The sequence below is a fragment of the Chryseobacterium sp. CH21 genome (assembly GCF_004119445.1).
In the GTDB taxonomy this organism is placed as follows: Bacteria; Bacteroidota; Bacteroidia; order Flavobacteriales; family Weeksellaceae; genus Chryseobacterium.
The window spans coordinates 1-25,070 of the sequence record NZ_QICI01000032.1 but is presented as its reverse complement, the minus strand read 5'-3'; the positions used below and the strand labels follow the sequence as shown (position 1 = coordinate 25,070).

Sequence of the window (25,070 nt, the reverse complement as noted above, 5' to 3'; positions counted from 1 at the left end):
AATTCCATAGAAGTTCTGACCTGCAGTAACGGTAGCAGTCTGCCAGGCTCCACTTGGTGCCACTCTCCATCTTACGGTATAAGTAGCTCCAACAGTAGAGACCCATGATACGGTAGCTGTAGTTGCCGCAACGTTGTTCACCACAATATTTGTTGGAGGAGCTGTAGAACAAGGCTGAGAATCTACAAATTTAACCGCATAATCCTCTACTTCTCCCTGTGTGAATGTTCCACATGCATTAGCATTGTCATAATATCTCATTACAACACGCATGCGGGTAGGAAGTGTTCCTGTATATACATTTCCACTTGCTACTGTAGGAACAGCAAAAGTAGCTGTTACAGGAGTAGTGGTATTATATGTACTATTAAGGATTCTCTCACTGGTTTCAAATGTTCCGTTTCTGTTAAAGTCTACCCATGCTGAAACTCCATAAGATACAGGAGAACCAGGCCAGTATTTGTTTACAGAGATTTTATTATTTGCAGAACCTCTTTCAAAGATAACTACTCTTGTAGGATCTGGTGTATAATCTTTATAATTGTCTGACCCAGAATTACTCAACATAATAGGAGCATTTGTAGGCGTAACAGTTACATTATTAATATAGCCACTTGTAGCTGTATTGCTGGAAGGACCTGCTGTACAATAAGTAAGAGCCGGAGTTGAAAAGTTCACACTTGGTGAGAAGGCACCTGTAGTACCTCCACACACAGTAGCTACCTGAACTTCATAAGCAGTCTGTTCTAATAATCCTGTAAGCATTTGGTTACTTACTAAAGGAGTATTTACAGTAATCTGCTGCCAAGCACCAGAAGGTGAAACTCTGTATCTTACAATATAAGTAGCTCCTGTAGTGGACGTCCAAGTAACGTTAGCTGAAGAAGGAGTTACATTATTTACACTAATATTAGAAGGCGGAGCAGTAGTACATGCTGACAAATCAATAAGTTTAACAGCATAATCTTCAGTCTCTCCATAAGAATAAGTACCACAAGCATTAATAGGGCTATACTCATTCATTACAACACGCATTTTGGTAGTCAAGTTTCCAGTATATACATTTCCACTTGCAGTTGTAGGTACAGTAAATGTTGCTGTAACCGGAGTTGTTGTATTACTTGGAGAAGTTAATACTCTTTCAGAAGCTTCAAAAACACCATTACGGTTATAATCAATCCAAACTCCAGTTAAGAAGCTATATTGATAATCCGGCCATACTTTCGATACAGAAACGGTACCTGTACCACCTCTAACCAAAGTAACCAATCTTGTAGGATCTGTACTGTAATCTGTATATCCACTTTGACCAGAATTACTTAGCATAGAAGGTGCTCCTTGTGCATTAACTGCAACCTGACCAATGTATCCATCAATAAAAGTACTCGTCGCCGCTGAAGCACAATAACTTAATGCCGGCGTTGTAAAATTCACACTTGGAGAGAAAGCTCCTGTAGCCCCTCCGCAGACAGTAGCTACCTGAACTTCGTATGCAGTTTGTTCAGTTAATCCGGTAATAATCTGGTTTCCTACTAAAGGAGTTGTAACATTGATTGTAGTCCATGGTCCTCCGGATAAAAGTCTGTACCTTACCACATAAGTAGCACCTGCAGACAGATACCAACCTACATTAGCTGATGTTGTTGTAAGGTTTGAAACCGTAATGTTAGTAGGTGGTGCTGCTGAACAAGCCGGCAGCGCATGACTTTCAATCTGTACTCTAGGAATATCCGCAAGTCTATCTTTTGCTGTAGGTGGTGCAGCAGGATCTGGATTTGCAGAATCTTCATAATAAATCATACCTCTATTTGCTCCTGCATTATAAGATCCCCAAGCTGTACCTGGTGAAGATGCATAACCTGGAGTTTTTTCATTTACAGCAATCACAAGATTATCTGTTCCATTCCATAAAAATGGTGTAGCCAATTGAAGAGTTACCCAGTTTCCATTTGTTAAAGTAGGTATCACTCCGGAATACACCTGAGTAAGGGTATTTAAAGGGACCCAGTTTATAAGGGAGGCAAAGTTATTCTGGGTGGTGTTTCCCATGTATACTACCCAATCCTTATATACATCCTGAGAGGTTGCAACGGTGGTAGAATAAAACTTTATTGCCGTGATATAGGTCGACGTACCAATGGCAGCCGAAACTTCCGAAGCAGTATAAATCTGCTGGGAATAACTATACCCATAGTAGGAACGTATTGGGAGATACACTGAGGTACCCGTTCCAGTCCCGATCTGGCCTGCCTGAGCCGAGACTTTGGATACAAAGCCCGTACAAATCAAACAGAGAAACAGAATTAAAGAGGTAAAGAGTTTCTTCATAATGTTTTTCATTATAATATTAATCAGACAAATCTAATCATTTTTTATTATTAATTTACAGGTACATTTATGTTTTTTTTGAAAAAAATGACAATATCCCCACTTATGCTTTAAATAAAGAAATCCCCGAGAGACCCCGGGGATTTAATAAAATTTAAAGATTATCTTTATTTTTTGATGAATTTAGATTTGAATTGCTCAATTCCTTTATCATCTATTGTAATTACATAAGCTCCTTTCACTAATGCTGAAACATTTACTTTTCCATCATTGATATTTCCTCTATCTACTAATTGTCCGGCAGCGCTATAAATCTTATAAGTTGCTTTACCAGAAACTTTAGTAATATTTAGGACATCAGTTGCCGGATTTGGGTAAATCTGAATTCCGTCATTTTTAACAGCAGTTTCAGAAGTAGCAAGGTTGCCTGTAATAACTACATTATAATCTTCAATCTCTCCATAGTAGAAATTGGTTCCACAAGCAAATGAAGCAGGAATTGAAAGTCCAACATTAGAAGCTCCTACATAGAATAAGATAACTCTCATTCTTAATGTCTGATTTTCCACAGCATTAGCAGGCACTGTAAATGATCCTGAAAACTGAGTCGTTACAGTACTTACTGTAGGCACATTCAATACAACTTCATTATCAGCAAAAACACCATCTTTATTAAAATCTATATACACTGCAGCTACATCATAAGCACGTGCATTTCCTACTTTAAATGATATAGGATATGTAGGTCCTTTTGACAGATTAACCTGAAGAGCTCCATTTGTTGTATAATTTGTATATGTAGATGCAGCAGAAGTGTTGTTGATATTAGCTACAGTAACATTTGAAATATACTCATTATTTGTTAGAACAGTTGAAGCTGCACAATATAAAACAGCAACCGTACTAAAGTTAACAGATGTAGAATATGTTCCCACTGTAGATCCACAAACTAAAGCTACTTGCACTTCATAACTCGTCCCATCTGTTAATCCATTCAAATTTACAGCAGGTACAGTAGTATCAATATCAGTCCATGTAGTTGTACCTACTTTTCTGTAACGTACTTTATAAGTAGCGCCAGTATAAGCCATCCAGGAAATACTTGCTGCAGAACTATTAATATTACTTACAACAATATTCGTAGGAGCTGCACTGCTACATGCAGAAAGAGGTCCTATTGTAACAGGTCCAACTGCGTAGAACACATTCCCAATTGAGGATACTCTTACTTTAATAGTTTGTCCGTTCATTGAAGAAGGGAAAGTAAAGTTTTCGGATCCGTCATTAGGTGTTGAAGCAGCTAACACCGTCCATGTTGTTCCATTATCTGTAGTATAATCAATTTTAACATTCGCTACATTATATGGAGCTATATTTGTATTAGCAACAAGCCACTGAATTGGTGATGGAGTATTAACATCAATATATTGATTTGCTAATTTAAAAGGTCCATTATCCCCAACAACAATAGTTTGCACAGCATAAGAAGTCTGCTGCTGTTGAACATTTGCATTATTATCTCTTACTGTAACAGCAAAGTTTGTAGTTCTTGGCACTAATGAAACAGCTTCCCATGTATTATTTGCATTATTTAATACACCATTCATTACAGAAGTAAAGCTAGGGAAATATCTTGTTGGGCTAGTTCCTGTTGACTTGGATCTGAATGAAGCTCCAGTACTAGTGTTACCTAAATTATTTTTATTAATAACAACAGCGGCATCATCTACTTCTTCCCAAACATAAGAAAGAGGATCATTTTCAGCATCTGTCGCAGAAGCTGTTAATACAAATGCAGTTCCTCTTGGAATATTATAAGTTGGTAAGGCAGCAATTACAGCCGGGTTGTTTGTTATAGTAGTTTCTACATCACAAGTTTTTTCAATTAGGTTTTCCTGAATCTGATCAATACTTGCAATATGGAAATAAGCATCTGAATGTGGCTGTACATCATAAGTAGGTCCTGTTATCCCTGCATATCCCATAATTGTAGATCCTGAACCTGGTTCCATGTTTACCCCTGATCCTTCAAGACTATGGGCAAATGTATGGTTTGCTCCCAACTGGTGTCCCATTTCGTGAGCCACATAATCAATATCAAAATTATCCCCGGATGGCGGATATGTTGCAGATGGATTTACACTTCCTGTAGCAGGAGATGTAATTCCCGATCCTTTTCCTTCCGGCTCATCAGTAGTAGGGCTTATACAAACGCAACCAATACAGCCTGCGTTTCCTCCACCTCCTGAAGCACCAAATAAGTGGCCAATATCATAATTTGCCTCACCAACAACTGTTGTCAATTGGTTTTGCAGCTCAGTATTCCATGTACCTGGAGGCGCTGTTGCGCTGGTAACAGTAGCATATGGATCTGTAGCAGGATTATCAAAGATAAGAGCAGGATAATTTAATACATTTAAGTGTAATGCAAAGTCTTTTTCAAATACTCCGTTTACTCTTGACATGGTATTGTTTACTTGTGCCCATGCACCAGCAACCCCTCCAAAAAATTGGGTATACTCACCTGTAACAGACATTGCCAATCTCATTGTTCTGTATTTCTTATCAGAATTCTTAGCAAAGCTGGTTGGTTGATTAGCAATAGATTTACCTTTTTTCAATAAAACATCTATTTGCTTTTTAGAAGCAGGACTTTCTTCGGTTGAGCATATAAACCCATTTGGATTCTTCATCGTTTTAGGATGCACTGCATATACACTCTTATCAGTAGTTAAAGGTTCAATAAACTCATATTTGTCTCCATCTATAATCATAGACTGAAGTTCATTAGGAGAAACACTGAATCTTAAATATTTACTGGGATCTTCAACACTTGTTCCCACATAAGAACCTAGCTCATACTTATCCGCAATTTCTTTTGCCAGAACAGGAAAGCTAAATACTTTGAATCTTTCTATCCTCCCATCTACAGTAGGAAGAGAAATAATCACTGGAGCTGCGTTTGGCCCCATTTCTTGAGCATTCTTCAATTGAGATCTTAGTGAAGCTAAGTCTAATTTATAATACCCATTCTCTCTTACACCAGATTTCTCTACTGTAAAAGTTCCTCTTTTTTGGTGTCTACTTTATTAAATGAAGCAGGAGTCCATTGTCCGAACGCCGTTCCACCTATTAAAGTACACACCAAGGCAGTAAATACTCTTTTCATAAATTAAATAACAATTATAATTTCCGCCAAATATAGCCAATTTACAACTAACACAAATAAAATAAGTTAATATTTATTAATATTATACATCTAATATATACATCCATTAAAAAAAATACAAACTTTAGACTAATCTAAAGTTTGTATTTTATATAATATAAATATGAAAGAATAATACTTCTAAAACTTATATGCAATATTCCATGCAAATCCCATATTGAATTTTGAAGAGCTTCTTCCGAATCCGGGAACGATCATTGGAGAGATATCATCCTGCTTAGAGGTATACACCATGTATCTCGGCTGAAGATTTACATCAATATAGAAGTTGGAACTGAATAACTGTACTCTACCTCCAATAGTTCCTTCCAGCCAAAAAGAAGACTGCGAGGATGAAGGAAAAGCTTCTGAAGAGTTACTTCCTCCAAATCCACGAACCGGAACTGCCATATATTCCTGGTTATAGAATGATCCGGCAACTTTTCCCCCAGCATAAAATCCGTTGAATTCATTTTCGGAATCCTTTGCCAGCATATAGAATGCACCTAACTTAACGAAAGGACCACTTGCTTTGGCATCATAACCATTTTTCTGATATACGTTCTTCTCAAAACCGGCTTCCGCAATGGCATGAACATTTCCTCTGAGTTTTGAAGAAATGAATCCCTGGTATAGCTTTCTATCTGAAAAGAAACCTGCTCCGGTATTCAATACATCAAGGCCAACCATAAAATTGGGCTCATATTTTTCATGAACCTTTTTTTCTGCTTCCTTTTTTTTATCCTGTGCCCAGCTTATTATTCCAAATAAACTAAAAAGAAAGGTAAAGATTAGTCTTGTCTTCATTCTCTATTTGATTTTGCCCAGCCTCCAGTTTCAAAACCGGGTTAGGAGTTATTAATTCTGAAGTTAAATTCTCATAAGACTTCTTGATCCCGCATCCGGGAGAAACATACGTTGATTTCGTAGTATAACTAACTCTTACTTTAGATTCCGCTCCTTTAAGTCTAACTCTGAAATAAACATCTGTATAAGGTGAGTCATCCACACGTAAAGGAATTAGTCTGGAATCAATTTGCGCAAGTTTACCCAGATCCACTTTCCCGGCACCATAATCTACTGCTACATAGAGTGTATCTACCGTTGCTTCCTTTCCAGTTGACAGTGATCTGAAAGCCACTTTCATTCTGGGAGTTCCTTCTCCGCTTTCGCAAATATCATCATCTCCTCCACAGGAAAAAAGCATTCCTAAAAAGCAGATTGCTATGAGAAATTTAAAATACTTCATCTGTACATTTTTATTTTTCATTGGGGTCAGATGGAACTGACGTTTCCTATTACGATTTGAAATTCAAATTTAAATAAATTTATTTTTTAATCAGCAACGCAATGTTCTCAACATGGTGTGTCTGTGGGAACATATCTACTGGCAGAATTTTCACTAAAGTATAATGATCCTTCATTAAAGCAAGGTCTCTTGCCTGTGTTGCAGAATTACAGCTAACATAAACTACTTTTTCAGGTGAAAGCTTTAAGATCTGTTCAACCACTTTCTGGTGCATACCATCTCTTGGTGGATCTGTGATCAAAACATCTGCTTTTGGATGATTTTCTAAAAACTCGTCATTAAAGACATTTTTCATATCTCCACAATAGAAAGTTGTATTGGTTAAACCATTCAATTCAGCATGTTCAATGGCTGCATCAATTGCTTCCTGAACAGATTCGATTCCGATAACCTGTTTTGCATTTCTTGCCACATATTGAGCAATTGTTCCTGTTCCAGTATAAAGATCATACACAACTTCATCCCCTTTTAGATCGGCAAATTCAAGGGTTTTTCTATATAATTCTAAAGCTTGTTTGTAATTGGTTTGAAAGAAAGATTTTGGTCCGATTTTAAATTTCAGTCCGTCCATTTCTTCCATAAGGTACCCTTCCCCGAAATACACGTTGATATTCAAATCATAAATAGAATCATTCTGCTTAGGATTAATAGCATATACCAACGTTTTAATCTGCGGGAATTTTGCTAACAAGAATTCAAAAAGTTTTTCTCTGTTCTCTTTTTCTTCTCTGTATAGCTGGAAAAGAACCATCCATTCTCCTTTTGAGTTTTGTCTCATCATTAAGGTTCTTAAGAAACCTTCCTGATTTCTAACATCAAAGAAGTCCAGGCCGTTATTTACGCCATATTCTTTTACAGCCAATCTGATGGCGTTGGAAGGGTCTTCCTGAAGAAAACATTCTTTAAGATCCAGAATTTTGCTCCACATTCCCGGAATATGAAATCCTAAGGCGTCTTTGCTTCCGAAATTTTCTTCAGAGCTTATTTCATATTGAGTAAGCCATCTCGCATTTGAGAAGGAAAACTCCATTTTATTTCTATAAAAATATTGTTCTTCAGCGCCTAAAATTGGAACGGTTTCAAAATTTTCAATTCCTCCAATTCTTTTGATATTATTATATACTTCTTCCTGTTTAAAATCAAGCTGCTTCTCGTAGCTCATATTCTGCCATTTGCATCCTCCACAAGTTCCGAAGTGAATACATTTAGCATCAACTCTGTAAGGAGATTTTTCAATCACTTCTACAGCTTCCCCTTCATAATATTTTGACTTGGCTTTTTTCACTCTCACATTCACAGTATCACCCGGAATTGCGCCTGAAACCATTACCGCTTTGCCTTCCTCTGTTCTTCCGATGGCAACTCCTTTTGCTCCAGCAGTCAATAGCTTTATATTTTCAAGAATTAGATCTCTTTTTTTCTTTCTACTCATTCTAAAATTTTCTATTTTCCTAATTGAAACTTTTACGTTTCAGTTTGCAAAAATACAATAAAAAAAACCTTATCCGAAGATAAGGTTTCTATACTGTGTTAAAGTTTATTATTTTGTTGGAGCCGGCTGAGGATTTGCTGGCTGTGGAGCTTGCTGCATTGCGGAAGGATCAAGCTGTAATTGTGGCTGCATTTGAGCATTCGGCTCTACTTTTGGAGCTGCAAGACCTGTCTGCTTGTCAAGAATCGTTACTAATTCCTGCTCACCAAGATTTACAAATGACCTGCTGGCAATTTTACCATCTTTATCAATGATTACAAAGCAAGGCAATTTGAATCCGTATACACCATATTTCTTAGCGATATCAGAGTTAAGACCTCCTTCTCCATAAACATTCACTCCCTGAATTCCTTTTAGAAGAGAGTTACTTGTTTTAATGAACTGATCTTTTGTATCGTCTACGTTTACAAATACAAAGTTCATTTTAGATTTATAGAAGTTTACTACTTCTTTTAATACAGGTACTGTAGCTTCGCTGATATAAGGATTCCATGAAGCATAGAAGAACAACATATAAGGTTTCCCTTTGTTTTCAGAAAGGTTATAAGCTTTTCCGTCCTGTTTTGCTAAAGTTGCTTCAGGAGCGGCATCTCCGATTTTAAGTCCAGTAATGGCAACCTGCATTTTTAGCAGGTCACTTTTAATAGTAGCATCCTTAATATCTGAATCAATAATTTTTTTGATTTTATCAATGTTGGCAGGTGTAGTTGTAGGGTGAATATCCGCCTGAGCCATTACGAAAGCTAAAAGATAATCTTTTGCGGTCTGAGATAAATCTTTCTTTGTTTTTAAGTACTGAGCAAACATCTCAGAAGTTGTAATTCCTGTTTTTCCTTTGCTGTTTGCTTCCGCATACTTCTGGAAATCCGGAGTCATTTTTACAAGAAGATATTGTCTGTAAAGAGGGATTGATTTCACCATCGCTTCTTTATCAGTTTCCAACTGAGTTTCGTAGTCTTTTAAAGCTTTAGAAGCTTTGTAAGATGGGTTACCAGACATTGGTCCGTGAGACATCTCATAGTTGGCAAGCAAATTAAGAATGGTCACTTTAATATCATTTTTCTTCCACTCAAGAAGTCCTTTACTTGGGTTGTTTTTCTTTGCTAGGTCGTCAACATTTTTATTAATATCAGCTTCTACTTTATGCATTCCTTTCAAAAATGCAGCTTCGTCTCCGCCCATTAATCCTGCTAAGTTAACTTTACTGCCATAGTCTGCCAAGAACTTCATACTTGCTGTAAGGAAATCATTGTTCTTTTTGGCATCTCCGGTAATGATATATTCATTTGGGAAAGTAGTTCCATTTCCTGAAATATTTACTTTTTGTCCTCCTTCAAGATAGATCAGGTTTTGTCTGCCTGCATAATTGATCACGTACATTCCGTCTTTAGGGGCTTCAAAACTTCCTGAGAAATTTCCGTCTTTATCTAAACCAATATTAATCAAAGGCAGGGTTCCTACTCCTGAAGCTTCTACAAATTCAATTCTTTCTAATGATGAGCTTCCAGTAATTTTTCCTTTTACTTCTACTTTTTTTGAACAAGACATCACAAAGAATGTGATGATAAACAATAAAAGATATTTTTTCATTTCAATTTTTAATATTACACAAAAATACGCTTTTTAGGGCTTGCTAATTCACACTAATTATTTTTTTTGAAAATTTTATTAATGCTGTTCAAAAGAGGGTTTTCCATTTATTTCAACCCTTTCTTTTTGAATGGCATGCTGTATAAAAGTTTTTAAAAAAACAATTCAACTGCCCTTCAAATATATACTTATTAAATAAAGAATGACTAAAACCATCCAATAAGTTAACAAACTTTAACAGGCTTAGGCCATTCATAAAAAAATCGCCTCCAGAAATGAAGGCGATTTTTTATGTATTTGAATCAATTCTATCCTTGATCTACAAGAGCAGCCATGTATTCTCTGTTCATTCTTGCGATGTTTTCAAGAGAAATTCCTTTTGGACATTCTACTTCACATGCTCCGGTGTTTGAACAGTTTCCGAATCCTTCTTCATCCATAGCTTTCACCATGTTCAGAACTCTTCTCTTAGCTTCTACTCTCCCTTGTGGAAGTAATGCATACTGAGAAACTTTAGCTCCTACGAATAGCATTGCAGATCCGTTTTTACATGTAGCCACACAAGCTCCACATCCGATACAAGCAGCAGCATCCATTGCTCTGTCTGCATCTTCTTTTGGAACCGGAATCGCGTTAGCATCCAGTGTATTACCTGAAGTATTCACAGAAATGAAACCTCCTGCTGCCATTACTCTGTCGAAAGCACTTCTGTCTACCATCAAGTCTTTGATAACAGGGAAAGCGGCACTTCTCCAAGGTTCAATAACGATAGTCTCTCCATCTTTGAACATTCTCATGTGAAGCTGGCAGGTTGTGATACCTGTATCCGGCCCGTGAGCTCTACCATTGATGTAAAGAGAACACATCCCGCAGATTCCTTCACGACAGTCGTGGTCGAAAGCGATAGGTTCTTTACCTTCGTTAATTAAATTTTCATTCAGGATATCTAACATCTCTAAAAATGAAGAGTCTGTAGATACATCTGATATTTTATAGGTCTCAAACTGACCTTTAGTTTTACTATTTTTTGTCTCCAAATTTTCAGCGTAAGATGTAAGCCTTTTTTTGCACTCATAATGTTATATTTTAGGTTGGAGATTATTTATAACTTCTAGTTTTAACCTCGATGTTGTCATATATCAGTTCTTCTTTATGCAACACTTCTGCGTTGATATCGTTACCCTGATATTCCCAAGCTCCGACGTATTTGTAGTTTACGTCATCTCTTTCCGCTTCTCCATCCGGAGTTGAGTGGTCTTCACGGAAATGTCCACCACAAGATTCGTTTCTGTGTAGTGCATCGATAGCCATTAATTGTCCAAGTTCAAGGAAGTCTGCTACTCTGAATGCTTTTTCAAGCTCAGTGTTCATCCCTTCTCCTTCTCCCGGTACTTTTACGTTTTTCCAGAAATCGTTTCTTACTTCTTCAATTTCTTTGATTGCTTCTCTTAATCCTTCAGGCGTTCTTCCCATTCCTACTTTATTCCACATAATGTTTCCTAATTGCTTATGGAAGTGGTCTACAGAATGAGTTCCTTTATTATTTAAGAAGAATGCAATTTTTTCTTTAATTCCTTTTTCAGCTTCATCAAACGCTCCCGAATTGGTAGGAATAGCTCCTGTTCTGATGTCTGCAGAAAGGTAATCTGCGATTGTGTAAGGAAGTACGAAATATCCGTCAGCAAGACCCTGCATCAACGCAGAAGCCCCAAGTCTGTTTGCACCGTGGTCAGAGAAATTAGCTTCACCTATTACGAAACATCCAGGGATTGTAGACTGAAGGTTATAATCAACCCATACACCACCCATTGTATAGTGAACTGCAGGATAGATCTTCATTGGAGTTTTGTAAGGATCATCTGCTGTAATTTTTTCGTACATTACGAATAAGTTACCGTATTTCTCCTCTACCCAGCTCTTACCTAGATCATAGATCTGCTGATCTGTAGGATTATGAATATGTTTTTCGATAGCGGATTCTTTACCTTTTTTCATGATCTCTGTAGAGAAATCAAGGTAAACTCCTTCCTGAGTATCATTATTTTCGATTCCGAATCCGGCGTCGCATCTTTCCTTAGCGGCTCTTGAAGCAACATCTCTCGGTACAAGGTTACCAAACGCAGGATATCTTCTTTCTAAATAATAGTCTCTATCTTCTTCTTTAATATTTTCTGGTCTTAATTTACCTTCTCTGATGGCTACTGAATCTTTATGTTTTTTAGGAACCCAGATTCTTCCTGAGTTTCTTAATGATTCAGACATCAAAGTCAGTTTAGACTGCTGTGTTCCGTGAACAGGAATACAAGTCGGGTGAATCTGTACGTAGCAAGGGTTTGCGAAGTAAGCTCCTTTCTTGTGAATTTTCCATGCTGCAGAAACGTTGGATCCCATTGCATTGGTAGAAAGGAAATATACGTTTCCGTATCCTCCTGAAGCAATGACTACAGCGTGAGCTGAATGTCTTTCGATTTCACCTGTAACAAGGTTTCTTGCGATAATTCCTCTTGCTTTTCCATCAACAATTACAAGGTCAAGCATTTCATGACGGTTGTACATCTTGATTCTTCCTTTACCAATCTGACGGCTCATTGAAGAGTATGCTCCTAATAATAACTGCTGTCCTGTTTGTCCTTTTGCGTAGAAAGTTCTTTTTACCTGAACCCCTCCAAATGAACGGTTATCTAACTGACCGCCGTAATCTCTACCGAAAGGAACCCCTTGGGAAACACACTGGTCAATAATATTTGCAGAAACTTCAGCTAATCTGTAAACATTAGCCTCTCTTGCTCTATAGTCACCACCTTTGATAGTGTCATAGAATAATCTGTAAGTAGAGTCACCATCTCCCTGGTAATTCTTAGCTGCGTTGATCCCTCCCTGAGCTGCAATAGAGTGTGCTCTTCTTGGTGAATCCTGATAGCAGAACGCTTTTACGTTATATCCCTGCTCAGCTAATGTAGCTGCTGCAGAACCTCCTGCCAAACCTGTACCTACAACAATAATATCAATCTTATCTCTGTTGTTTGGTGCAACAAGGTTCATATGGTCTTTATGATTTTTCCACTTGTCTTTAAGAGGACCCGCTGGAATTCTTGAATCTAATTTACTCATACTAGTATATTGATATTATTGAGTTATAAAATGGAAAACTGCTACGATGATGAATCCTGCAGGAATAAGGATTGAATACCATGTTCCGAAAGCTTTGATCACCGGCGTATATTTTGGATGTCTTGCTCCGATAGACTGGAATGAAGACTGGAATCCGTGTGCTAAGTGTAATCCTAGTAAAACAAAAGAAATCACATACAAAGCCACTCTCCAAAGATCAGCAAACTTCTCATGAAGTTCCGGCCAGAAACGTTCTGCATCAGGAGCTAATCCTTCTACATACTTGTAATTAATTTCATGCAACCAGAAATCATATAAGTGAAGCGCTAAGAAAGCTAAAATAACAGCTCCGGAAATAATCATATTTCTGGACATCCATGAAGAATTCACTGATGCATTGTTTGCTGCATACTTTACCGGACGCGCTTTATTATTCTTGATCTCAAGCACAAATCCCATTACGAAATGGAAAATTACTGCAAAACCAAGAATAGGCTGCATTAAGAACTGCACAAAAGGATTATAGCCCATGAAATCTGATGCGGTGTTGAATGCATCCTTGTTCAGAACTGATAACAAATTGGTCGTCAAATGCAGTATAAGAAAAATCAGCAAAAATAGAGCTGATAATGCCATAGCATATTTTCTACCTATCGTAGAACTCGTTAAACCTGCCATATAAGTTTAAATTTGAATTTCTACAAAATTAAGAAAGTTTAACAATATCGAAAAGTGAGAAATCTCACAATTAGGCAGTTTGTAATGTTTCTAAATAAGAATCTCATACATTATAAATGCAGGAAAACATATAAATGATAAAACTCTATTTAAGATCATAAACCTGATTCCTGAAAACTACTTTTTTAGGAGAAGACGAGAAGGTTTTTATTTCAAAATAATCCACTCTTTTTACAGAACAATAAGGATTTATGACATAACGTAGAATTTTCGCCTTATTTTCTTTGTCAGAGATCCAAAACCAGACGTTACCTCCACTTTTAATTGAAAAGATTTTACTTTTACCAAAAGAATGAATCAACACCTCTTCTTTCTGATTTTCATAGATATTACTTCCGGTTCTTAAGATCAAAAACACCATTACAGCCATCGCAAACCTCATCCAATTTTTGAAATTAAATTTTATGATAACCGATCTTAATAAATAGACTACTATGAAAACGGACAGCACTTCAAACCCATTCATAGGAATGTTTTCAAAGAATAACATATCTACCTCCGCAAACCAATGGATTACTTTCAGCAAAATATGAATGACAAAATCATAGACTTTATTCATCAGTTCAAAATCAATTCCGAATGCAACAACACCCGTCATTATAAATGAGAATACAATAATTATTTCGGAAAAAGGAACAATAACAAAATTGGAAATGATGGAAATGAATGAAAACTGATGAAAATAATACAATACCAAAGGAAGAGCAGCCAACTGGGCAGATAAAGAGATTGTAATGGTATTGAATAAAAGTTTTTTAAGATAATGATCCTGTTTGGGAAAGTGTTTCAACAAAGGCTGATTCAGCCAATAGATCCCTAAAACTGCTAAAAAGCTAAGCTGAAATCCTACATCAAAAAGCTGATGTGTATCTCCAATTAAAATAAGAAAAGCTGATAAAGCCAACGAATGAAGTAGATCCGGCTTCCGCTGAAGCAGTACAAAAATAAAATATACACTGAGCATAATACATGACCGCAGAACAGAATTTCCAAATCCTATAAAAGCAGCAAACAGCCAGATAAAAATCAAACTTAGAATAACTGCATATTTTCTGAATTGTAGTGGAATGAAACGAGTTAGAAAAAAATAAAACATTCCAAAAATAACCACAATATGGGTTCCGGAAATGGCCAGAAAATGAACCAGTCCAGATTTATTGAAATCCTGAACTGTTCCTTCATCAATCTCCGTTCGATCCGCCACGATAATTCCTTTTAGAAATTCTTTCGTTTTTCCTGAAATAGAGGCTTTATCAATTTTCTGAAGAACCGTAAGTCTATATTGCCGAAGGCGATCTGCCAACGTTAGGTCATTTCGTACTGCAGATACAATCTCTTTTGAAAGATAAATCTGCCCATCAATATGCTTATGTTTCAGGTATTGAGTATAGTTAAATTGAAAATCATGCTGGGGAGCTCTAGGTTTTGTAATATAAGCTTCCCCTTTATAATAATGAATAAAATCCAGCTCTTTGACATCTTTTGGAACATACAGAATTGAATTTAATTTTGCATTTCCCGCCTGCACAGTTCCTTCATATTTTTTATATTTTTCTGTTGTGTTTAACTTTTGATAAATTTTAAAAACAACTGTTTCTTTTTTATTTGAAAATAAATAAACATTATCCACAGAAGTATTATAATAATGAAGAACAACCCCTGTTCCAAAGAACAAAAGTGTAAGTAGAGTAACTTTGATTTTTTGCAGAAAATAAGAATGAAAACATATTGCTATGAGTATGACCAAGCACATTGCAATTACTGAATAAAATGCAACACCAGCCAACACTATCTTATCCTGAAAAATAATTCCAAGAATAAAAAATATCACGAGAATAAGAAGGGGCTGCTTTTTCAATTTCAATTAATTATCAAGGGAAAATAGATAATTAATTAATAGAATATGACCTCTCAAATAACTAAAAAATACCCCGTTACGCATCAAAAGCATCAACGGGGCACTTAATTTTTTATGGTAAAATTTACGATCGAAAGAATACTATTTCTTTTTCAGAAATTTATCCGTCAAACGCTTCGTTTCTTTGATATAAAATAAAGGATCCTTCCCATAATCTTCATATTTGAAATCACCTGATTTTTTAGGAATAGCAGGCTCTATTTGTGTTCCTTCATGCCATTCATTGAATGATGTGATTCCGATGAAATCCGGTTTTACTTTGATAGCAGCATCAAACATTTTTTCGTAATACTTTCCATTGTCTCTGCTTTTGAAATTAGCTTCGTTCCATGGACGTATTCTTGTATCGGAATAACCGGGTCCCACACAAGGAATAAAAATCAGGTTGTGATCTTTAGCGTAATTGGCCATGAAATCCCAGTTAGCAATTGTGCTTCCGTACACAAAACCTTCGCTGGCAAAATAGGTATAGAAACCATCAAAACCTGCTGTATCAAAGAAATTCGCATCATCTTTTTCAACCCACAGCCCAATATAAAGTGCGTCTAAATCTGTATTTCTGACTGTCTGTTCTCCATTTTTGGATAGTATTTTTGCCCACTCTTCTTTAGAAATCTTATAGCTGTCATATACATAAAGCAAAGGTTTTCCATCTTTTTTGTAGAATGCATGATGATGGGAATACGTTTTTATAAGATAAGAAAGCTGTTCCTTTAATTCTGAAGTATTTTTATAAAACGGCTCAATGTGGAATGCAATTTTTAAATCAAAACGATCTGCAATATCCAGATATTTGGTAAGGCTTTTATCTGTGAATGAATCTTTCCCCAGCCAGCTTACTACCACTACTCCTACTCCGGATTCTTTGATCATTTTCATGTGTTGTTCAATGATCTTCGGGTCATTGGAACTGTAGTTTCCAAGTGAAGGGTAGAAATTAGCTCCAATATCATCTCCTCCTTGGTGATGCCCCAGATTGTTCCATTTAGGATTACTCCAGTGAGGAAGAATCTCGTGATTCCAGTGCTGATAATCACCATCTGTTGCAGGATTTGCGTACCAGCCATAATAAAATATCTGAACTTTCTCTCTTGAGATGTTCTGTTGTGCAGAACTATTTGAGAAAAATAATGTGAATGTCAATAATAACAGGAAACGGGTGCAATAATTCATAATTAAAAAGCAGGTTAAATTCTAAAAAGCTCTGGTAAGGTTATACTTTCAATATCACCTCAGCGGCATGATCACTGGCTCCTTTTCCGCCTAGTTTTTCTCTCAGAAGATCATAGTCATTCAGAACCTGGTTTCTTTTTTCTCCTGACACAATTTTATTGAGTTCTTCCACAAGATTTTTAGTATTCAGATCATTCTGAATAAGCTCTTTCACAACTTCTCTGTCCATGATCAGATTAACCAGAGAAATGTAATTGATATTTTTCACTAATCGTTTAGCAATAGCATAAGAAATTTTGCTTCCGCGATAGCAAACCACTTCGGGGATATTTAGTAAAGCTGTTTCCAGAGTAGCTGTTCCTGAGGTAACCAAAGCAGCTTTGGAACATCTTAGCAAATCATAAGTTTTATTGGATACAAAATGGACATTATCATCCACATATTTCTGATAAAATTCTTTAGGAAGACTTGGTGCTCCGGCAATGACAAACTGGTAGTTTTTAAAATGCGGTCTTACGGAAAGCATTATTTCAAGCATCTTTTCTACTTCCTGTTCTCTGGAACCCGGCAATAGTGCAATGATTTCTTTTTCATTCAATCCATGCTCCGATTTGAAATTTTCAATACTGATTTCCTGAAGATCCGAAATAGCATCCAGTAAAGGATGACCTACAAAATGAGAATGAACGCCATGTTTTCTGTAAAAATCTTCTTCAAAAGGAAGGATGACCATCATTTCATCCACATATTTCTTAATAATCTCTACACGTCCCTCTTTCCATGCCCAAAGCTGTGGAGAAATATAATAAACGACTTTGATACCAAGCTCTTTGGCAAATCTCGCAATTCTCAGGTTAAAGCCAGGATAATCCACCAAAATCAAGACATCAGGTCTGTTCTTCTGAATATCCTCTTTGCAGAATTTGATATTATTCAGAATGGTTCTCAGGTTCATCACGACCTCCAGAAATCCCATAAATGCAAGATCCCTGTAGTGTTTTACGAGTGTTCCGCCCTGAGCTTTCATCAGATCACCACCCCAAAATCTGAACTCCGCATTCGGATCTTTTTGTTTTAAGGCTTTCATCAGGTTACTTCCGTGCAAATCACCTGAAGCTTCTCCTGCAATAATATAATACTTCATTTCTATAGTAAGGATAGAGAACAAATTAAAATAGATATGATCTTAATTCGTAAATTTGTTCAAAGATAATGATAAAAAATGTCAGAAGAATTTGAAATCAGGAATAAAGTTGCTGAAAGCGGCCTTATCAATTTTGACTTAGCTACTTTACTTCCAAAAGGGGAAAGAATGGGAATTGATCTGAAAGATTTTCTTTTTCAGGAAATGATCCTGAAAGAAAAAGATTTCCGTGAAAAGGTAGAAGCTATTGATGCTGAACAGTATAAAGACTCATATATATACATTTACAATTCTGTAGATACCATCATTCCGCTTTGGGCTTATTTTGTGTTAACGGCAAAACTTACAGATGTTGCCAAAAAAATTGTCTTTGGGAACCGTGGGGATCTTGAGGTTATTTTGATGCACAATGCTATCCAGACGCATGATTTTGAGGAAATGAGAGGAAAAAGAGTGCTTGTAAAAGGCTGTTCTGATAAAGAGATCCCAGAAAATGCCTACATAGAACTGGTGGAACAGTTAAAGCCAATTGTAAAATCTCTGATGTTCGGAGAAGCATGCTCCAATGTTCCTATCATTAAAAACTAAGACCTTCTGAAACGCCCTCAGAAACTTTAACAATAATTATGAGAGGTGGTCATTTTATGAGGCATATTTTTTGATAACTTTGGTTCACTTAATACTAAATAAACACAAAAAATGAGTTTAATCGACCTACTTACAGGGAACACAGGCAACCAGGTTGCTGAACAGGCTGAAAACAAATTCGGAATCAGCAAAAATCAGGTAATCGCTTTATTAGCTGTAGCTACCCCTCTTATTATTTCTTATCTTAGAAATAAATCTCAGGATGCCAAAGAAGCAGAAGCTCTAAATAGTGCTTTAGATAAAGACCACAACGGAAGTATTTTAGATGATGCTTCTCAGATTGAGTCAAGACAAGCTGAAGGCGGATCCATTCTTGGTCATATTTTTGGTGATCAGAAAAGTAATGTTGAAAACCAGTTATCACAGAATACAGGGATTTCAATAGACAAAATAGGACCTATTCTTGCGATGCTTGCACCTGTAGTAATGGGTTACATCGGACAGCAGAAACAACAGAGCAATGTAGGAGCAGGTGGTTTAGGAGATCTTTTAGGAGGAATCCTTGGGAATGCTTCTAACCAGGCACAAGCTCAGCAGTCTAATCCTTTGAATGATATTCTTGGAAGTGTTTTAGGAGGAGGCGGACAGGCTCAATCATCAGGAAACCCACTAAACGATATACTTGGAAGTGTATTGGGTGGTGGTGGAAACCAACAACAAGGCGGCGGCGGATTAGGCAGCATCCTTGGTAATATTCTTGGAGGTAAATAATTAATTTAATTTTCATAAAAAAAGACCGGAGACGTGATCTTCGGTCTTTTTTATTTGGATTACTTTTTAGATTTTTCTTCAGAAGCGGCAAAAGATTTTGAGGTTTTTCTAGGTCTTCTTTTCCCATAACTTCCGGAGTTAATCTTTCCTCTTCTTGATTTTTTGTCTCCTTTTCCCATAGTAATATGTATTGGTTGTTATCACGAATTTAGAGAATATAAGTCTAAAATCCAATTAATGAAGCTGTTAAAGTTTTATAAATTAGAAAGGGAAGCGGGAGGAAGAATGGTGGAAATTATTATTAGATTACCATTTTCGATTATCAACCAGTAGATCAATTATCTTTTTTTATCTTGTCATAAAAGGCTATTTTAAATATTTCAGGCCACTCGCACTTCCTTCCTCCATCTTTTCTAAACTTTTATCGTTTTCCATTTTCCTTTTTTAAATAAGATAAAGGCAATAATGGTAATCAATGTCTCGGCAGCAGGGATTGAAATAAAGACTCCTTTGGGACCCATGCCAAGATATTTTGAAAGAAAATAGGCAAGAGGGATCTGAAACAGCCAGAATCCAAAAAGATTAACCCATGTAGGTGTCCAGGTATCTCCGGCTCCATTGAATGCATTAATCATCACCATCCCGATTCCATAGAAAATAAATCCTACACTCATAATCTGAAGGGCATTTTTCGCAAAATCTTTAATAGCCGGTTCCTGAGTAAAGAAACCAACTAAAAAATTCCCCATCAAAAGGAAAATCAAGCTTACTATCAGCATAAATATTACATTATATTTCACCGTTTTCATCACTGATTGTTCTGCTCTCAACATTTCATTGGCACCCATATTCTGTCCTACCAGCGTAGCAGCAGCATTACTCAGTCCCCATGCCGGAAGCATAAAGAACATCATTAGCCTTAAAGCAGTCTGATAACCCGCTGAAGCATTCTCCCCTCCTGTAGTTGCTACAAGCTCTGCAAGGAAAATCCAGCTGCATGACGCAATAACAAACTGGAAAATTCCGGGAGTTGCAATTTTTATAATGGATTTTATTAACTCAAAATTCGGTTTAAAGTAAGGAAGTTTAATTCTTATCTGAGTATCCGCTACCAAAAGATGATACAATTGATAAATAACCCCGATACTACGCCCTATTGTTGTTGCCAATGCTGCTCCGGTCAAACCCAAAGCAGGAACAGGTCCTAACCCTTTTATCAGAATCGGGCAGAGAATGATATTCGCAATATTCGCAATCCATAAACTTTTCATGGCAATCATTGCATTCCCAGCTCCTCTGAAAATACCATTGATTAAGAATAAAAGCATGATAATGGTACTGCTTCCCATCATAATTCTTGTAAAATTCTTGCCATAAGCTGCTGCTTCTGGTTTTGAACCCATCAGAATCAGAATTTCTTCAGCATAGATTACTCCCAATAAGCTTAAAACAAAAGTAATTACAAAGGAGACGAGCAATACCTGTGCGGCACTTCTGGAAGCTTGCTCAGGGTTTTTCTCGCCAATTCTTCTTGCTACCAAAGCAGTTGCCGCCATACTCATCCCAATCGCAATAGAGTACATGATCGAAAGTACGGATTCAGTAAGGCCTACCGTCTGAATAGCAAAACCACTTTCTTTCAGATGGCCGACAAAATAGAGATCAACAAGCGCAAATACAGATTCCATAGCCATTTCCAGCATCATAGGAATGGCTAAAAGCAATACAGCACTTCTGATATTCACTTTCGTAAAATCAGTTTCTTCACCGCTGAATGCTTTTTTAAAAAACTCAACATATTTTGTCATGATTCTATTTGATTTACTTCGCAAAAGTATCCATTCATAAGCAATTAAAAGTTCGCATATGAAAAGTTTTTATTTTTTTTTGAATAGCTTTTGTTTAAAGAAAAATTAATTTAAATTAATTTTACAATAATAATTTATTGTATTACGATAAATTATTATACATTTACAACAAATAAAAATATCATATGAAATTAATTGGTGAAAAATCTATATCCACTGTTTTAAACAAAATTCTGTTGGTTGGTTCAATAGCTCAATTACTATATTTAGGTTATATAATTTTGGGATTCATTATCGTATCTATCAACATACATCAGGGAACTCATTATTTTTCTGAAACTTTCAAAACTGGAAATTTCAATAATGAATTAACAAAAACAGCTGCTGATTCTTCAGATTTTCAATTCAATATGCCATTATCAGATTCAGTTATCAAAGGAAATTACACATTATACACTTTTATTTCGATAATATTTTTCATTGGATTTTACAGTCTATTTACTTTTTATTTGTTTAGAATTTTCAAAGGAATGAGTTCGGAGATTATTTTTAATACAAAAGTAATTCAGGATTTAAAGCTCTTTGCCATGCTTAACATAATCTTTATCCCTGTTTATTGTACTATTTTATATTTCATGGATCAATCTATATACAGCATAGATCCAATGCTTATACTCCTCCATCTCACCTTAGGAATTATTATACTTTTTATTATAGAATTTTTTAAAAAGGGATATGAATTACAATCAGAAAATGACTTAACCATATAATCATGCCGATAATAATCAATATTGATGTAATGCTTGCAAAACGAAAAATGCAGTCTCAGGAATTGGCCGAAAAAATAGGGATTACACAGGCTAATCTTTCAATTTTAAAAAACGGAAAAGCCAAAGCTTTAAAAATTTCAACCTTAGAAGCCATTTGTACAGCATTGGATTGCCAACCTGGTGATATATTAGAATTTAAACCTTAAAAAATATATAACATGAAACGCTATCTAACTTTAAAAACAATTATTTTCACATTCGTACTATTTTCAACTATTGGAAAAGCACAGGAACTCACTAATGAGCACAAACAAATGTTGAAGTACGATAATACAGCTTACTTTAACAACCTTATCAACAAAGACAACATCAATGCATGCTATAAAATTGAAGACAATGCTTATACGTTGTTAGGCCTGGCTATTAAAATGAACAGTAAAGAAGTATTTCAAAAATTGATTGATGAAAAGGCAGATTTAGAAAAGGCTTGTGATGGAAAAACGCCATTGATGTTTGCCGCAAAATATGGCAACACTGAATTTACAAAGAAGCTCCTTGCAAATGGAGTAAAGAAGGATACTAAAACATCTTCCGGTTATACAGCACTGGATTATGCAAAAAAATATGAAAAATCTGATGTCATTAAGCTTTTGGAATAAGAACTTTTTATCGTAATCGACAAAACAGCAGTTTTATGATTTTATAATTAATAAGATAATAAACTGATGAATAGCAAGATAATTATTATCAAAACTTAGCAATTGGTAATAAAATTTAATTTAGATTTGTATATTCTTAAAAATTATCCTTATGAAAAAATAATCTCTACTACTTTTCTATTTGGAATGTTACTGTCTGGCAGTATGTTATCTGCCCAGAAGATGAGTCAGGAAAAGATGAAAGCCATTTATTCTGATGATATAGCAACATTTAAAAAACAGTTCGCACCGGGAGATTACAACAAATGCTTCCTTGTAGGAGATATCCTTTATTCACCACTTGGTTTCAGTGTAATGTCTGACAGAAAGAATATCATCAACTTCCTTTTGGACAGCAAGGCTAATGTGAATAAAAAATGTCAGAACAAAACACCTCTTGAAGTAGCTGATGAAACAAAAGGCAGTGAAGAAGTGAAAAGAATTCTGATTGCAAAAGGTGGTAATAGAATTTAAAAAAATCTAAAAACAACATATGAAACTTCCGAAAGGGAGTTTTTTTTTATTTATAAAACCTGCAAAAATCTTATCTTTGCCAACGAAAAATTCAAGGTTCGGAATTGAACCTTAAACATTGAACTTTAAACAAATAATTATGTTTCGATCACACACCAACGGAGAGCTATCTCTGAAAAATCTGAATGAAGAAGTTATACTATCAGGATGGGTACAGACTATCCGTGATAAAGGATTTATGATTTGGGTAGATCTTCGAGATCGTTACGGAATTACCCAGCTGGTTTTTGACCAGGACCGCTCTTCTGCACAATTGATGGAAGAAGCTAAAAAACTGGGCCGTGAATTTGTGATTCAGGCTACCGGAAGAGTTATTGAAAGAGTAAGTAAAAACCCTAATATTCCAACCGGGGAAATTGAAATTCTGGTAGAAAAACTGACAATTCTGAATGATTCTCAACTTCCTCCTTTCACTATTGAAGATGAAACAGATGGTGGTGAAGAGCTAAGAATGAAATACCGTTACCTGGATATCAGAAGAAATCCGGTAAAAGATAAACTGATCTTCCGTCACAAGATGGCACAGAAAGTAAGAAATTATTTATCTGAAGAAGGTTTCATTGAAGTAGAAACCCCTGTTTTGATCAAGTCTACTCCAGAGGGAGCAAGAGACTTCGTGGTGCCAAGCAGAATGAACCCAGGGCAGTTTTACGCATTGCCACAGTCTCCGCAGACCTTCAAACAGCTTTTGATGGTAGGTGGAATGGATAAATATTTCCAGATTGTAAAATGTTTCCGTGATGAAGATTTAAGAGCCGACCGACAGCCGGAATTTACACAAATCGACTGTGAAATGGCTTTTGTAGAGCAGGAAGACGTGATGAACGTATTCGAAGGGATGACTAAGACTCTTATTAAAGATATTACAGGTCAGGAATTCGGAGCTTTCCCAAGAATGACGTTCGCAGATGCGATGAGAAAATACGGAAATGACAAACCGGATATCCGTTTTGGAATGGAGTTCGTAGAACTGAATGAACTGGTAAAAGGAAAAGACTTTAAAATATTTGATGATGCAGAACTGGTTGTCGGAATCAATGTAGAAGGATGTGCAGAATATACAAGAAAACAGATCGACGAGCTTGTTGATTGGGTAAAACGTCCTCAGATTGGAGCTTCAGGAATGGTTTGGGCAAAATTCCAGAATGACGGTGTAAAGACCTCATCTGTGAACAAATTCTACAACGAGGAAGATTTAGCGAAAATCATCGAAAAATTCGGAGCAAAAGAAGGTGACTTAATGTTGATTCTTTCCGGAAACGAAAATAAAGTAAGAGCTCAGCTTTCAGCATTGAGAATGGAGCTTGGAAACCGTTTAGGATTAAGAAAAGGAAATGAATTCGCACCTCTTTGGGTAGTTGACTTCCCTCTATTGGAATTTGATGAAGAAAGTGGTCGTTACCATGCAATGCACCACCCTTTCACATCTCCAAAGCCGGAAGATATCCACTTATTGGAAACTGAGCCTGGAAAAGCAAGAGCCAATGCTTATGATATGGTTCTGAACGGAAACGAAATCGGAGGTGGATCTATCAGAATTTTTGACAGAGATCTTCAGTCTAAAATGTTTGATTTATTAGGATTTACCAGAGAAGAAGCTGAGGCTCAATTTGGATTCCTGATGAATGCATTTAAATACGGAGCTCCGCCACACGGAGGTTTAGCATTCGGTTTTGACCGTTTGGTAGCGATTCTTGACGGAAACGAAGTAATCAGAGATTATATTGCTTTCCCTAAGAACAATTCAGGACGAGATGTAATGATTGACGCACCTGCTTCTATTGCCGATGCACAGCTCGACGAATTAGAATTACAATTGAATTTAAAAGCATAAATGTAAAGCGGGGTATTTGCCCTAGTCATGGTCGGAAGAAATTTCCGACCATTTTT

The 25,070-nt window shown here is 36.2% G+C and carries 20 protein-coding genes and 1 pseudogene; 7 read left to right on the top strand and 14 right to left on the bottom strand.

Features of this window, described 5'->3' with window-relative positions; genetic code table 11:
* The 12 genes and pseudogenes from BOQ62_RS05350 to lpxB form a co-directional block, all read right to left on the bottom strand.
* A partial coding sequence (locus BOQ62_RS05350) for a GEVED domain-containing protein (RefSeq protein WP_164976687.1) occupies positions 1-2,328 on the bottom strand: 2,328 nt, incomplete at its 3' end.
* Between the two features lie 167 nt (positions 2,329-2,495).
* Complete coding sequence (locus BOQ62_RS05345) at positions 2,496-5,300, bottom strand: reprolysin-like metallopeptidase (protein WP_228413735.1); 2,805 nt, start codon at positions 5,298-5,300, stop codon at positions 2,496-2,498.
* A gap of 377 nt (positions 5,301-5,677) precedes the next feature.
* Positions 5,678-6,343 (bottom strand): DUF6048 family protein, encoded by a 666-nt coding sequence (locus tag BOQ62_RS05340; RefSeq protein ID WP_129037736.1) that lies wholly within the window; start codon positions 6,341-6,343, stop codon positions 5,678-5,680.
* Complete coding sequence (locus BOQ62_RS05335) at positions 6,309-6,785, bottom strand: DUF6452 family protein (protein ID WP_129037734.1); 477 nt, start codon at positions 6,783-6,785, stop codon at positions 6,309-6,311. The genes BOQ62_RS05340 and BOQ62_RS05335 overlap by 35 nt, the downstream gene beginning before the upstream one ends.
* Before the next feature lie 79 nt (positions 6,786-6,864).
* On the bottom strand, positions 6,865-8,277 hold the full coding sequence (gene rlmD, locus BOQ62_RS05330) for a 23S rRNA (uracil(1939)-C(5))-methyltransferase RlmD (protein WP_129037732.1): 1,413 nt from the start codon (positions 8,275-8,277) through the stop codon (positions 6,865-6,867).
* A 108-nt stretch (positions 8,278-8,385) separates the two neighbouring features.
* A complete protein-coding gene (locus tag BOQ62_RS05325; protein WP_129037730.1) occupies positions 8,386-9,927 on the bottom strand; it encodes a TlpA family protein disulfide reductase in 1,542 nt (513 codons plus the stop codon).
* 308 nt (positions 9,928-10,235) lie between these two features.
* Positions 10,236-11,002 (bottom strand): annotated as a pseudogene (locus BOQ62_RS05320) (succinate dehydrogenase/fumarate reductase iron-sulfur subunit).
* 23 nt (positions 11,003-11,025) lie between these two features.
* A complete protein-coding gene (locus BOQ62_RS05315) occupies positions 11,026-13,038 on the bottom strand; it encodes a fumarate reductase/succinate dehydrogenase flavoprotein subunit (protein ID WP_129037728.1) in 2,013 nt (670 codons plus the stop codon).
* A 15-nt stretch (positions 13,039-13,053) separates the two neighbouring features.
* Positions 13,054-13,716 (bottom strand): succinate dehydrogenase cytochrome b subunit, encoded by a 663-nt coding sequence (locus tag BOQ62_RS05310; protein WP_129037726.1) that lies wholly within the window; start codon positions 13,714-13,716, stop codon positions 13,054-13,056.
* Between the two features lie 145 nt (positions 13,717-13,861).
* Positions 13,862-15,634: a ComEC/Rec2 family competence protein gene (locus tag BOQ62_RS05305; protein ID WP_228413733.1), complete on the bottom strand. Its 1,773-nt coding sequence runs from the start codon at positions 15,632-15,634 to the stop codon at positions 13,862-13,864.
* A gap of 141 nt (positions 15,635-15,775) precedes the next feature.
* Positions 15,776-16,867, bottom strand: coding sequence for a glycoside hydrolase family 99 protein (locus BOQ62_RS05300; protein WP_129037722.1), 1,092 nt, complete (start codon positions 16,865-16,867; stop codon positions 15,776-15,778).
* Positions 16,868-16,907: 40 nt separating this feature from the next.
* Positions 16,908-18,011: a lipid-A-disaccharide synthase gene (gene lpxB, locus BOQ62_RS05295; protein ID WP_129037720.1), complete on the bottom strand. Its 1,104-nt coding sequence runs from the start codon at positions 18,009-18,011 to the stop codon at positions 16,908-16,910.
* Between the two features lie 78 nt (positions 18,012-18,089).
* Here lpxB and BOQ62_RS05290 point away from each other — a divergent pair, with 78 nt between their 5' ends.
* Both BOQ62_RS05290 and BOQ62_RS05285 read left to right on the top strand, forming a co-directional pair.
* On the top strand, positions 18,090-18,599 hold the full coding sequence (locus tag BOQ62_RS05290; RefSeq protein ID WP_129037718.1) for a DUF2480 family protein: 510 nt from the start codon (positions 18,090-18,092) through the stop codon (positions 18,597-18,599).
* 111 nt (positions 18,600-18,710) lie between these two features.
* The gene (locus tag BOQ62_RS05285; protein WP_129037716.1) at positions 18,711-19,370 is read left to right on the top strand and encodes a DUF937 domain-containing protein; all 660 of its coding nucleotides are present in this window, start codon (positions 18,711-18,713) and stop codon (positions 19,368-19,370) included.
* Positions 19,371-19,429: 59 nt separating this feature from the next.
* Here the strand turns inward: BOQ62_RS05285 and BOQ62_RS05280 are convergent, their stop codons facing one another.
* Positions 19,430-19,549: a 30S ribosomal protein THX gene (locus BOQ62_RS05280; protein WP_129037714.1), complete on the bottom strand. Its 120-nt coding sequence runs from the start codon at positions 19,547-19,549 to the stop codon at positions 19,430-19,432.
* A 234-nt stretch (positions 19,550-19,783) separates the two neighbouring features.
* On the bottom strand, positions 19,784-21,178 hold the full coding sequence (locus tag BOQ62_RS05275) for an MATE family efflux transporter (RefSeq protein WP_129037712.1): 1,395 nt from the start codon (positions 21,176-21,178) through the stop codon (positions 19,784-19,786).
* A gap of 185 nt (positions 21,179-21,363) precedes the next feature.
* Here BOQ62_RS05275 and BOQ62_RS05270 point away from each other — a divergent pair, with 185 nt between their 5' ends.
* From BOQ62_RS05270 to aspS, 5 genes are all read left to right on the top strand, one after another.
* Entirely contained in the window at positions 21,364-21,948 is a 585-nt protein-coding gene (locus BOQ62_RS05270) for a DUF2975 domain-containing protein (RefSeq protein WP_129037710.1), read from the top strand.
* A gap of 2 nt (positions 21,949-21,950) precedes the next feature.
* Positions 21,951-22,154, top strand: a complete 204-nt coding sequence (locus BOQ62_RS05265) for a helix-turn-helix domain-containing protein (RefSeq protein WP_077418859.1) — start codon at positions 21,951-21,953, stop codon at positions 22,152-22,154.
* Between the two features lie 12 nt (positions 22,155-22,166).
* Entirely contained in the window at positions 22,167-22,607 is a 441-nt protein-coding gene (locus tag BOQ62_RS05260; protein WP_129037708.1) for an ankyrin repeat domain-containing protein, read from the top strand.
* Between the two features lie 102 nt (positions 22,608-22,709).
* Positions 22,710-23,120, top strand: coding sequence for an ankyrin repeat domain-containing protein (locus BOQ62_RS05255; RefSeq protein ID WP_164976686.1), 411 nt, complete (start codon positions 22,710-22,712; stop codon positions 23,118-23,120).
* 139 nt (positions 23,121-23,259) lie between these two features.
* The gene (gene aspS / locus BOQ62_RS05250) at positions 23,260-25,014 is read left to right on the top strand and encodes an aspartate--tRNA ligase (RefSeq protein ID WP_129037704.1); all 1,755 of its coding nucleotides are present in this window, start codon (positions 23,260-23,262) and stop codon (positions 25,012-25,014) included.
* Positions 25,015-25,070 lie beyond the last annotated feature (56 nt).